General features: G+C 66.3%; 11 protein-coding genes. 10 read left to right on the forward strand and 1 reads right to left on the reverse strand.

What is annotated here, in order from left to right; genetic code table 11:
* Positions 1-32 precede the first annotated feature (32 nt).
* The 10 genes from I7X39_RS15315 to I7X39_RS15360 are packed head-to-tail and all read left to right on the forward strand — an operon-like array spanning position 33 to position 11,125.
* Positions 33-809: a class I SAM-dependent methyltransferase gene (locus tag I7X39_RS15315; RefSeq protein WP_198112026.1), complete on the forward strand. Its 777-nt coding sequence runs from the start codon at positions 33-35 to the stop codon at positions 807-809.
* Positions 806-2,596, forward strand: a complete 1,791-nt coding sequence (gene tfpB / locus I7X39_RS15320) for a type IV pilus assembly ATPase TfpB (protein WP_198112027.1) — start codon at positions 806-808, stop codon at positions 2,594-2,596. Before I7X39_RS15315 ends, tfpB begins: the two co-directional genes overlap by 4 nt.
* A 3-nt stretch (positions 2,597-2,599) precedes the next feature.
* Positions 2,600-3,076, forward strand: a complete 477-nt coding sequence (locus I7X39_RS15325) for a tripartite tricarboxylate transporter TctB family protein (RefSeq protein ID WP_198112028.1) — start codon at positions 2,600-2,602, stop codon at positions 3,074-3,076.
* Positions 3,076-4,578 (forward strand): tripartite tricarboxylate transporter permease, encoded by a 1,503-nt coding sequence (locus tag I7X39_RS15330; protein ID WP_198112042.1) that lies wholly within the window; start codon positions 3,076-3,078, stop codon positions 4,576-4,578. The genes I7X39_RS15325 and I7X39_RS15330 overlap by 1 nt, the downstream gene beginning before the upstream one ends.
* Positions 4,575-5,450, forward strand: a complete 876-nt coding sequence (locus I7X39_RS15335; protein WP_198112029.1) for a branched-chain amino acid ABC transporter permease — start codon at positions 4,575-4,577, stop codon at positions 5,448-5,450. Before I7X39_RS15330 ends, I7X39_RS15335 begins: the two co-directional genes overlap by 4 nt.
* Before the next feature lie 7 nt (positions 5,451-5,457).
* Positions 5,458-6,534 carry a branched-chain amino acid ABC transporter permease gene (locus tag I7X39_RS15340; RefSeq protein ID WP_198112030.1) on the forward strand — a complete coding sequence of 359 codons (1,077 nt, stop codon included), beginning with the start codon at positions 5,458-5,460 and terminating at the stop codon, positions 6,532-6,534.
* Positions 6,531-7,301, forward strand: a complete 771-nt coding sequence (locus tag I7X39_RS15345) for an ABC transporter ATP-binding protein (RefSeq protein WP_198112031.1) — start codon at positions 6,531-6,533, stop codon at positions 7,299-7,301. Before I7X39_RS15340 ends, I7X39_RS15345 begins: the two co-directional genes overlap by 4 nt.
* Positions 7,298-8,077, forward strand: coding sequence for an ABC transporter ATP-binding protein (locus I7X39_RS15350; RefSeq protein WP_198112032.1), 780 nt, complete (start codon positions 7,298-7,300; stop codon positions 8,075-8,077). The genes I7X39_RS15345 and I7X39_RS15350 overlap by 4 nt, the downstream gene beginning before the upstream one ends.
* A 1-nt stretch (position 8,078) precedes the next feature.
* Entirely contained in the window at positions 8,079-9,935 is a 1,857-nt protein-coding gene (locus I7X39_RS15355; RefSeq protein ID WP_198112033.1) for an AMP-dependent synthetase/ligase, read from the forward strand.
* Between the two features lie 53 nt (positions 9,936-9,988).
* Positions 9,989-11,125 (forward strand): ABC transporter substrate-binding protein, encoded by a 1,137-nt coding sequence (locus tag I7X39_RS15360; protein ID WP_375140795.1) that lies wholly within the window; start codon positions 9,989-9,991, stop codon positions 11,123-11,125.
* Between the two features lie 80 nt (positions 11,126-11,205).
* On the opposite strand, the gene I7X39_RS15365 is transcribed toward I7X39_RS15360, so the two are convergent.
* The coding region (locus tag I7X39_RS15365) for a hypothetical protein (protein WP_198112035.1) at positions 11,206-11,689 on the reverse strand (484 nt) is incomplete at its 5' end.

Here is an 11,689-nt window from a genome sequence, read left to right on the forward strand (position 1 = left end):
AGGGCCGGACGACTGTAGACAATCGCCGCCCCATGCCCGAACTCCATGAAGACGACCTCCCCGAGGTCACGATCTCCGACTACGCCGGCGTGCGCTCGCTGCACCTGGACAGCATCTGGGTGCAAGGCGCGATGCGCATCAGCAAACCCCTGAAGCTGGAGCTGGAGTACATCCAACGCATGATGGCGCCGCTGCTCTGGCAGCCGCCCGAAACCTGGCGCGAGGGCCTATGCGTGCAGCTCGGCCTGGGCGCGGCGGCGCTCACCAAGTTCTGCCACCAGGTGCTGGGCCGGCCCACCGAAGCCGTGGAGCTGCACCCCGGTGTGCTGCGCGTGTGCCGGCACTGGTTTCATTTGCCGGCCGATGGCGCGGGCCTGCAGGTGCATGTGGCCGACGCCGCCGAGTGGTTGCGCGAGGGCTCGCGCCGCGGCCAGGTGCAGCTGCTGCACGTGGACCTGTACGACCACGAGGCCGCCGCACCGGTGCTGGACGATGAAGGCTTCTATGCCGAATGCCGCGAGCTGCTGGCGCCGGGTGGCGGCATGGCCGTGAACCTGTTCGGGCGCCAGGCCTCGTTCGAGCGCTCCTGCGCGCGCATCGCCGCGGCCTTCGGGGCCGATTCGGTGTGGCGCCTCGCAGCGACCAAGGAAGGCAACACCGTGGTGGTGGCCACCCGGGAAAACGCTCTCCCGGACAAGGCCGAACTGCAAAGGCGCGCCACTACCATCAATGCCACTTTGGGCCTGCCCGCCAAGCGTTGGCTGCGCGGTCTCAAGCCCTGGCTCCCTTCTTCCGACGAGCGCGAATGAGTTCGAAGTCCCGTCCGCCCCCGCCGCCCCCCGCGACCGATGCGCGTCTGAACTGGCGCACCCTGCTGCAGTGGCTGCAGGAGGACGGGATGATCGATCCCGAAACGGCCAGCTCCACCGAGAGCCGCTTTGCGGTGGGCGATAGCGCCATGCACCCGCTGGTGCGTCTGGGGCGTGCCGGTTTGCAGCGTGCCGGCACCCAGCGCAGCCTGGACACCGAGGCGCTGACCGAGTGGCTGGCCACGCGCGCCAAGCTGCCTTATCTGCGCATCGACCCGCTGAAGGTGGAAGTGGGCCGCGTGGCCGACGTGATGAACGCCGCCTATGCCGAGAAGCACCGCTGCCTGCCGGTGCTGATGGGCCTGAGCGACATCACCATCGCCACCAGCGAGCCTTTCGACGTGGCCTGGGTGCCGCAGATCGAGAGCCATTCGCGCAAGACCGTCAAGCTGGTGGTGGCCAACCCGCAGGACATCAGCCGCTTCACCACCGAGTTCTTCACGCTCGCCAAATCGGTGCGGGCGGCCACCAAGACCGGCGAAGTGGCGGGGCTGGCCAGCTTTGAGCAGCTGGTGGAGCTGGGCAAGAGCAACAAGCAGCTCGACGCCAACGACCAGGGCGTGGTGCAGGTGGTCGACTGGCTGTGGCAGTACGCCTTTGACCAGCGCGCCTCCGACATCCACCTCGAGCCGCGGCGCGAGATCGGCCTGATCCGCTTCCGCATCGACGGCGTGCTGCACACCGTCTACCAGCTGCCCAGCTCGGTGATGAGCGCCATGATCTCGCGCATCAAGCTGCTCGGCCGTATGGACGTGGTGGAGCGTCGCCGCCCGCTGGACGGCCGCATCAAGACGCGCAACCCGGGTGGCGACGAGGTGGAAATGCGCCTCTCCACCCTGCCCACCGCCTTCGGCGAGAAGATGGTGATGCGCATCTTCGACCCCGACAACGCGCTCAAGGAACTCGATCAGCTCGGCTTCAGCCGCCACGATGCCGAGCGCTGGAATCAGCTGGTGGCCGCACCGCACGGCATCATCCTCGTCACCGGCCCCACCGGCTCGGGCAAGACGACGACGCTCTATTCCACGCTCAAGCGCCTGGCCACCGACGAGGTCAACGTCTGCACCATCGAAGACCCGATCGAGATGATCGAGCCGGCCTTCAACCAGACCCAGGTGCAGCAGACCCTGGACTTCGGCTTCAGCGAGGGCCTGCGCGCCCTGATGCGTCAGGACCCCGACATCATCATGGTGGGCGAGATCCGCGACTTGGAAACGGCCGAGATGGCGATCCAGGCCTCGCTCACCGGCCACCTCGTGTTCAGCACCTTGCACACCAACGATTCGATCTCGGCCGTCACCCGCCTGATCGATCTGGGCGTGCCGCCTTACCTCATCAGCGCCACCGTCATCGGCGTGCTGGCGCAGCGCCTGGTGCGCACGCTCTGCCCGCACTGCAAGGTGCCGGACCCGAGCGTCAGCACCGAGACGCTGAACGAGCTGGTCAAGCCCTGGCGCATGTCCGGCGAGCTCAAGCCCTACAAGCCGGTGGGTTGCCTGGAATGCCGACAGACGGGCTTCCGCGGTCGTGCCGGCCTGTACGAGCTGCTGAATCTGAGCGAGCCGGTGCGCCAGCACCTGATGCCCAGCCCGAACATGGGGGCGCTGCGCCGCGCCGCGGCGCAGGAGGGCCTGCGGGCGCTGCGCCTGAGCGGGGTGCGCAAGGTGTCGGAGGGCGTGACGACCTTGGAAGAGGTTCTGCGCAGTACTCCCGCCTGGGAGAGCTGAGCGATGAAGCCCAAGGGTTCGCGGGACTTCTTCGCCGGGCTGCTCTTCATCGCCCTGGGCATTGCCTTTGCCTGGGGGGCCACGGCCTACAGCTTTGGGGATGCCGCAGCGCCCGGGCCGGGCTACTTCCCCTTTGGCCTGGGCGTGCTGCTGGCCTTGCTGGGCGGCATGGTGCTGTTCAAGTCGCTCAGCATCGAGTCCGAAGGCGGCCAGCCGGTCGGGCCGATCGCCTGGCGGCCGCTGCTGGCCATCGTGCTGGCGGTGCTGGGCTTCGGGCTGGGCTTGCACCGCCTGGGCCTGCTGCTCACGGTGGCGGGCGTGGGCTTCGGGGTTTCGTTTGCCGGGCGTGAGGCCAGGCTGTGGGAGGCCCTGCTGCTTGGCCTGGGCCTGGCCCTGTTCAGCTGGGCGGTGTTCGTGGCCGGGCTCGGCCTGCCGCTGCCGGTCTGGCCCAGCCCCGTCTCCACTTGGTGGCCACGCTGATGTGGGACCAACTGGCCCTGGGCCTGAGCACCGCTCTGAGCCTGACGAACCTGGGCTATGCGCTGTTCGGCGCGCTTCTGGGCACCTTGATCGGTGTGCTGCCGGGCCTCGGGCCGGTGGCCACCATCGCCATGCTGCTGCCCACCCTGCATGGGCTGGACGCCACGCCGGCGCTGATCATGCTGGCCGGCATTTATTACGGCGCTCAGTACGGCGGCTCCACCACCGCCATCCTCATCAATGTGCCGGGCGAGGCCAGCTCGGTCGTCACCGCGCTGGATGGCTACCAGATGGCGCGGCAGGGCCGCGCTGGCGCGGCGCTGTCCATCGCGGCGCTGGGCAGCTTCTTTGCCGGCTGCGTCGGCACGGCCCTGATCGTCATGTTCGCGCCGCCCCTGGTCACGCTCTCGCAGCAGTTCGGCCGGCACGAGTACTTTTCGCTGATGGTGCTGGGCCTGGTGGGCGCGGTGGCACTGGGGCAGGGGGCGCCGGTCAAGTCGGTGGCCATGGTGGTGCTGGGCATCCTGCTCGGCCAGGTCAATTCCGACGTCATGACGGGCCAGCCGCGCTTCAGCTTCGGCTTCATGGAGCTGAGTGACGGCATCGGCTTCGTCGTCATCGCCATGGGGCTGTTCGGATTCGGCGAAATCATTGCCTCGCTCTCGCAGCCGGAAGGGCAGCGCGAGGTCTTCACCAAGTCCGTCCACGGCCTGTGGCCCAGCCGCGCCGACCTGCGCGCCGCCGCACCAGCCGTGCTGCGGGGCACCGGCCTGGGCTCGCTGCTGGGTGTGCTGCCCGGCGGCGGCGCCTTGCTGGCGGCCTTTGCCTCCTACACGCTGGAAAAGAAGCTGGCCAAGGATCCGAGCCGCTTCGGTCAGGGGGCCATCGAGGGTGTGGCCGGGCCCGAGAGCGCCAACAACGCCGGCGCGCAGACCAGCTTCATTCCCATGCTGGTGCTGGGCATTCCGCCCAATGCGGTGATGGCGCTGATGGTGGGCGCGATGACGCTCAAGGGCATCCAGCCCGGCCCGCAGGTGATGGAGAGCAACCCCGCGCTGTTCTGGGGTCTGATCGTCTCGATGTGGGTGGGCAATCTGATGCTGGTGGTGCTGAACCTGCCGCTGATCGGGCTGTGGATCCGCCTGCTCAGCGTGCCTTACCGCCTGCTGTTCCCCGCCATCGTGGTGTTCTGCTGCATCGGCGCCTACTCGATCAACAACAACGTCTTCGATGTCTACCTGACCGCCGGCTTCGCGCTGCTAGGCTATGTGTTCCACAAGCTGAGCTGCGAGCCGGCGCCGCTGCTGATGGGCTTCATCCTCGGCGGCATGATGGAAGAGACCCTGCGCCAGGCCCTGCGCATCTCGCGCGGGGACTGGAGCAGCCTGGTCACCCGGCCGCTTTCGGCCGGCCTTTTGCTGGCCGCGGCGGTGCTGCTGGTGCTGATGATCCTGCCCTCGATCCGCAAGAAGCGCGACGAGGCCTTTGCCGAGGGGGCGTGATGGAGCTGCAGGTCCTGGTCTCCGGCATCGCTCAGGGCTGCATCTACGGTTTGATCGCCCTGGGCTTCGTGCTCATCTACAAGGCCACCGAGACGGTGAGCTTCGCGCAGGGCGACATCATGATGGTGGGCGGCTTTGTGGCGCTGCTGCTGATCAACCAGCTCGGGCTCTCGCTCTGGCTGGCATTGCCGCTGGCCGTGCTGGCGCTGGCCGCTTTCGGCCTGGGGATCGAGCGGCTGATGATCCGACCGGTGTTGGGCCAGCCGGCCTTCGCCATCGTCATGCTCACCCTGGGCCTGGGCTATCTGGCGCGCGGCGTCATCACCATGCTGCCGGTGGTGGGCACCGAGACGCACCGGCTCGAACTGCCCTATTCGGGCCCGGTGACCCTGCCCGGCGGCATCGTGCTGGCGGTGGAGCAGCTGGTGGTGATCGGTCTGACCCTGGTGCTGAGCCTGGGTCTGTACGCGCTGTTCCGGTTCACGCGCGTGGGGCTGGCCATGCAGGCGGCCTCGCAGAACCAGCTGGCGGCCTACTACATGGGCATCCCGGTGCGACGGCTCAACGGCTATGTGTGGGCCCTGGCGGCCGGGGTGGCGGCGGTGGCGGCCGTGCTGCTGGCGCCCATCACCTTCGTGCACGCGAACATGGGTCTGATCGGCCTGAAGGCCTTTCCGGCCGCGGTGGTGGGGGGCTTCGGCAGCCTGCCCGGCGCCATCGTCGGCGGCATCGTCATCGGCGTGGTCGAGGCGCTGGCGGGCTTCTACCTGCCCGAGGGCGTGAAGGACATCAGCGCCTATGTGCTGGTGCTGCTGGTGCTGATGCTGATGCCGCACGGCCTGTTCGGCGAGCGCCTCGCCAAGAAGGTGTAGGCCTGCGATGCGCACCCTCTTCAAGACCTCGTACGACCAAGACATTGACCTGGTGAAGCATGGCGGCCAGCGCTTCTGGTACGGCCTGCTGCTGCTGGCCCTGCTGGCCGCACCCTGGTGGCTGGAGGACTATGGCCTCACGCAACTGAGCTTTGTGCTGATCTACGGCATCGTCGGCCTGGGCCTGATGCTGCTGGCCGGCTTCACCGGTCTGTTCTCGATGGGCCATGCGGCCTTTCTGGGCGTGGGGGCCTACACGCAGGCTTTGCTGATGAAGGCGGGCTGGCCATTCGTGGCCTCCATTCCCACGGCCGGCCTGCTGGCAGCCCTGGTGGGTGTGGTGGTGGGTCTGCCGGCGCTGCGCGTCAAGGGCATCTACCTGGCCATCGCCACTCTGGCCTTCGGCTTCATCGTCGAAGAGGGGTTGGCGCGTTGGGAGTCCGTGACCGGTGGCAATGCCGGTCTGCTGGTTCCGCAGGCCCAGGCCTTCGGGCTGGTGATCGACAGCGGCACGAAGTTCTATTTCCTGTGCCTGGTGGTGGCGGTGGCCTGCACGCTGCTGCTGTTGAACCTGCTGCGCTCGCCCACCGGCCGCGCCTTTGTGGCGGTGCGCGATTCCGAGGTCTCGGCCCAGTGCATGGGCATCCATCTGGCGCGCACCAAGACCCTGGCCTTCGCGCTCTCGGCCTTCTTCACTGGCGTGGGGGGGGCGTTGTACGCGCACCAGATCCGCTTTCTCTCGCCCGACCAGTTCGGCATCCTGCAGTCGATCGACCTGCTGCTGTTGGTCACCATCGGCGGGCTGGGTTCGGTGCATGGTGCGTTTCTGGGCGCGATCTTCCTGATCGCCATGCCCCAGGGCATCGCTATGGTGAAGGACTACCTGCCCACGCATATCGGCCAGGCGCCGGGCCTGCAGTCGGCGGTCTATGGCCTGGTGCTGATCGGCTTCGTGCTCTTCGAGCCCTATGGCCTGTACGGGCGCTGGCTCAAGCTGCGCACCTGGCTGCAGCTCTTCCCCTTCTACCGGCGCGGGCTGTTTGCGCGCCAGAAGAGCTACCAGAAATCGGAGCGGCTGCGGTGAGCGAGGCCTTGCTTCAGGTGCGTCAGCTCGGCAAGCGCTTCGGTGGCGTGCTGGCGGTCAATGGCGTCAGCTTCGACGTGCAGCGCGGCGAGGTCTTCACGCTGATCGGCCCCAACGGCGCGGGCAAGACCACAGTCTTCAACCTGATCTCGCGCCTGTACACGCCGAGCACCGGCGAGATCCTGTTCAAGGGCCAGTCCCTCACCGCCCGGCCCGCGCATGCGATGGCCGAGTTGGGCATCGCGCGCACCTTCCAGAACATCGAGCTGTTCGAGCAGGCCTCGGTGCTGCAGAACCTGCTGATCGGACGCCATGTGCACCAGCGCCGCAGCCTGTGGCAGGAAGCGCTGTTCCTGCCCGCCGTGCGCCGGCAGGAACGCGAGTCGCGCTGCAAGGTCGAGGAGGTGATCGACTTCCTGAACCTGCAGCACTACCGCGACAGCCGTGTCGCCGGCCTGCCCTACGGCGTGCGCAAGCTGGTGGAGCTGGCCCGCGCGCTTTGCGCCGAGCCCGAGTTGCTGCTGCTGGACGAACCCAGCAGCGGCCTGAATGTGGACGAGACCCGCGACCTGGCCTTCTGGATCCAGGACCTGCAGCGCCTGCGCGGCATCACGGTGCTGATGGTGGAGCATGACATGAGCCTGGTCTCACGCGTGTCCGACCGGGTGCTGGCGATGAACCAGGGCGAGTGCCTGGCCCTGGGCACGCCGGCCGAGGTGCAGGGCGATGCAAGGGTCGTCGAGGCCTATCTGGGGACGGCGGCATGAGCGCACCCGCCCTGCTTGAAGTGCTGAACCTGGAGGCGGCGTACGGGCCCATCAAGGCGGTGCGCGGTGTCAGTCTGGCCGTGCCGGAAGGCCGCATTGCCACCGTGCTCGGCCCCAATGGCGCGGGCAAGACCACCTTGCTGAAGACGCTCTCCGGCATCAACGATCCGCGCCGCGGCAGCGTGCGCTTCGCCGGCGCCGAGATTGGCGGCCATGACCCCGCCGAGATCGTGCGCCGCGGCCTGGTGCAGGTGCCGGAGGGGCGCGAGGTCTTTCCGCTGCTTTCCGTGCGCGAGAACCTGCTGATGGGCGCCTACACGCGCGGCGACCGCGATGCCGTGGCGCGCGACATCGAGCAGGTGCAGGCCTACTTCCCCATCTTGAAGGAGCGGGCGGCGCAGGCGGCCGGCCTGCTCTCGGGTGGCCAGCAGCAGATGCTGGCGATCGCCCGCGCGCTGATGGCGGCGCCGCGCATGATCCTGCTCGACGAGCCCAGCCTGGGCTTGAGCCCGAAGCTGACGCAGGAGATCTTCGCCATCATCCGGCGCATCAACCGCGAGCGCGGCACCACCCTGCTGCTGGTCGAACAGAACGCGCACCTGGCGCTGGATCTGGCCGATCTGGGCTTCATCCTGGAGAACGGCCGCATCGTCGTGGAGGGCCCCTGCGCCGAGCTGCGCGAACGGGCCGACATCCAGGAGTTCTATCTCGGCCTGCAGCACGATGCTGGCGCGCGCGGCGAACGCCGCTGGAAGCGCAGAAAGAGCTGGCACTGAGATGGCCGCACTCTGGGATCTGTCGGCGTTCGAGCGCAAGGGGGAGTACCGCCTCGCGGGTCAGACCATTCCCGCGCTGTTCTGGGCGGGGGTGGCGGCGCGAGGGGAGCGCGTCTTCCTGCGCGAAAAGAAGCTCGGCATCTGGCAGGGCTGGAGCTGGCAGGCCGTTGGCGCGGCCGTGCGCGAGATCGCGCTCGGGCTGGATAGCCTGGACCTGCCGCCGCGCGCCGTGGCCGCCATTCTGGCCAATACGCGGCTGGAGTGGCTGCTGGCTGATCTGGCCATCCAGAGCGCCGGTTGCGTGGCCAACGGCATCTACCCGACCGATGCGCCCTCACAGGTGCAATACCTGTGTGCCGATTCCGCCGCCGAGATGATCTTTGTCGAGGACGACGAGCAACTGGACAAGGTGCTGGAGGTGCGCGGGCAGTTGCCGGCACTGCGCTGGATCGTGGTGTTCGACCCGCAGGGGCTGGAAGCGTTCCACGATCCGATGGTGCTGAGCCTCGAGGCACTGCGCGCACGCGGGCGCGCCCACGCGCAGCCGCAGCGCTTTGACGAACGCCTGGCAGCCGTGCAGCCCGAGGATCTGGCGATCCTCGTCTACACCAGCGGCACCACCGGCAAGCCCAAAGGGGCCATGCATGTGCAAACTGGCTTGGTCAGCGCGGTGCGCTCGGCCTGTGCCAACCTGCCCCAGTTCGACAGCGACGAGCGCGTGTGCTTCCTGCCGCTGTGCCACATCGCCGAGCGTCTCATCGGTGCCTACTCGGCGCTCCTCAGCGGCGCGACACTGAATTTCGTCGAAAGCCCCGACACCTTTGCCGAGAACCTGCGCGAGGTCTCACCCCATGTGCTCTTCGCGGTGCCGCGGGTTTGGGAAAAGTTCTATTCCGCCATCAGCATCGCCGTGGCGGAAGCCAGCACCCTGCAGCAGCGCGCCTACCGCTGGGCCATCGCCACCGGCCAGGCGGTGGTGCAGCGGGTGTTGGGTCTGCAGCCGGTGCCCATCGGGCTGAAGCTGCGCTTCCGCCTGGCCGATTGGCTCGTGCTGGGGAATGTGCGGCGCACGATCGGCATCGAACGGGCGCGCGTGCTGGTCAGTGGTGCGGCACCGATTTCGCCGGATTTGATCCGTTGGTACCTGGCCCTGGGCCTGCCGATGCTGGAAGGCTGGGGCATGACCGAAACCTGTGCCCATGGCACGCTCACCTTGCCGGACGACATCCGCCCCGGCACCATCGGGCCACCCGCGCCTGGGGTGGAGATGCGCATCGACCCCGGCACCGGCGAAATGCTGACGCGTGGCCCTCACCTGTTTCGCGGCTACCTGAACCAGCCCGAAAAGACGGCCGAGGTGATCGATGCCGAGGGCTGGTTCCACACCGGCGATGTCGGCCGCATGGATGAGCAAGGGCATTACCGCATCACCGACCGCATGAAAGACATCATCATCACGGCCGGTGGCAAGAACATCACCCCAAGCGAGATCGAGAACCAACTGAAGTTTTCGCCCTACATCACCGACGCCGTCGTCATTGGCGATCGCCGCGCCTACCTGACCGCCTTGATCATGATCGACCAGGACAACGTCGAGCGCTTTGCCCAGGAGCATGACGTGCCCTTTTCGAACTACGCCAGCCTGACCCGCGCGCCGCAGGTGCTGGCCCTGATCCAGGCGGAAGTGGAGCGCGTCAACCAGGAGTTCGCGCGTGTCGAGCAGGTCAAGGCCTTCCGCCTGCTGGAGACTCAACTCAGCGCCGAAGACGAAGAGCTGACGCCCACCATGAAACTCAAGCGCAGCTTTGTGCAGAAGAAGTACGCCGATTTGATCGAGTCCATGTACCGCGCTGCCTAGCGCCGCCCCTTCAGGAGACCCGCATGAGAAAGCCTGTTCAATTCCTGCTCCCCTTGATCCTGGGCGCTTTGACGGCCGCCCCAGCGCTGGCCCAGCAGCGAGGCGTCAGCAAGACCGAAATCGTCGTGGGCTCAATCCAGGATTTCTCCGGGCCGTTGGCCGGTTACGGTAAGCAGGCCCGCAACGGCATGCTGCTGCGAGCCGAAGAGCTCAACGAGCAGGGCGGCGTGCATGGTCGCCGCATCGTGCTCAGGTTCGAGGATTCAGGTTACGACCCCAAGCGGGCCGTGCTGGCAGCGCAGAAGCTGGTCAACCAGGACAAGATCTTCATCATGGCCGGCCATGTGGGTACCGCCCACAATCTCGCGGCCATGCCGGTGCAGTTCGAGCGCAATGTCATCAACTTCTGGCCACTCACGGCGGCTCGCGAGATGTACGAGCCCTTCCACAAGCTCAAGTACTCCTTTGCCGTGCCCTATTACGAGCAGATCCGCGTGATGCTGCCGCTGCTCGCCAAGGAAAAGGGCGCCAAGAAGATCTGCGTTCACTACCAGGATGACGACTTCGGCATGGAGGTTCTCAAGGGTGCCGAGGCCGGACTCAAGGCCATGGGCGCCGAGTTGACCGAGAAGACCAGCTTCAAGCGCGGTGCCACCGAGTTTTCCTCGCAAGTGGCCAAGCTCAAGGCCGCGGGTTGTGAACTCGTGGTGCTTGGAACGATCGTGCGCGAAACCATCGGCACCATCGGCGAGTCCCGCAAGACCGGTTTCAACCCCACCTTCCTTGGCTCCAGCGCGGCCTATACGGACTTGATCCATCGGCTGGGGGGCAAGGCCATGGACGGCTTCTATGCGGCCATGGCCACACAACATCCCTATCTGGATGAAGCCTCCCAGCCTCTGCGCTTCTGGGCGACCAAGTACAAGACCAAGTTCAACGAAGACCCGACGGTGTTCTCGGCCTACGGCTACATGATCATCGACGGACTGATCCGCGCTGCCCAGAAGGCCGGGCCCACCCTGACGACGGACAGCTTCATCAAGGCCATGGACACCATGACCTTTCCAGCTGACCTTTTCGGTTCGGCGCCTGCCAGCTATTCGCCCACCAAGCGGCTTGGCAGCGAAGCGTCCCGACTCTCGCAGATTCAGGATGGGCGTTGGAAGGTGGTGATGGACTACGTCAAGTAGGCGACCACTCGCATGCGCACAGGCACAAGTCTGGGCGCATGCGACGGATTGGTGGTTTCCATGCCGCTCCGGCGCTCACATCACTGCTGTTGTGCCTGAGGTCGCAGGGGCGGTTCCGCAGAGATCAGAGCACTTGGGAGCATCTCTTCTGGCGGCGCACAGCTAAGTAGCTTTGAGAGACCACTTGCACGGCGTTCAAAATCCTTGCTATAGTGGCGGGCTTCGCTGATCGAAACGCCCTCGGGCAACTCCTGATGGAGGTCGGTTGGTAAAGGATGTTGAGTTTGGGTTGCGAAGAAATTTTCGATCCAGGTGTTGACAGGCGAATCGAAGTTTTGCAACAATCTCTGGCTCGGCTGCTGATTTGTGAGGCGGTCGAGAACAAAAGATCGGTAAAACGGTCTTTGCGAGAAGTTGGCGCTGAGTTTGAAGAGGTTTTCAAAAATTTCTTCGCAAAGTGTTGACAAGCAGGGCGAAACGCTGCAACAATCTCGCTTCTGCGCTGCTGACAAGTCAGCGGCGACGCAAGAAAGATCAAGCGATTGATCGTTTTGCGCAAGTTCT

The sequence above is a fragment of the Inhella proteolytica genome (genome assembly GCF_016093275.1).
Classification (GTDB): Bacteria; Pseudomonadota; Gammaproteobacteria; order Burkholderiales; family Burkholderiaceae_C; genus Inhella; species Inhella proteolytica.

Bases quoted from the DNA above. Each gene is read 5' to 3' on its own strand.
- I7X39_RS15315 (WP_198112026.1), top strand. From the start codon at position 33: ATGCCCGAACTCCATGAAGACGACCTCCCCGAGGTCACGATCTCCGAC.
- tfpB (WP_198112027.1), top strand. From the start codon at position 806: ATGAGTTCGAAGTCCCGTCCGCCCCCGCCGCCCCCCGCGACCGATGCG.
- I7X39_RS15325 (WP_198112028.1), top strand. From the start codon at position 2,600: ATGAAGCCCAAGGGTTCGCGGGACTTCTTCGCCGGGCTGCTCTTCATC.
- I7X39_RS15330 (WP_198112042.1), top strand. From the start codon at position 3,076: ATGTGGGACCAACTGGCCCTGGGCCTGAGCACCGCTCTGAGCCTGACG.
- I7X39_RS15340 (WP_198112030.1), top strand. From the start codon at position 5,458: ATGCGCACCCTCTTCAAGACCTCGTACGACCAAGACATTGACCTGGTG.
- I7X39_RS15350 (WP_198112032.1), top strand. From the start codon at position 7,298: ATGAGCGCACCCGCCCTGCTTGAAGTGCTGAACCTGGAGGCGGCGTAC.
- I7X39_RS15355 (WP_198112033.1), top strand. From the start codon at position 8,079: ATGGCCGCACTCTGGGATCTGTCGGCGTTCGAGCGCAAGGGGGAGTAC.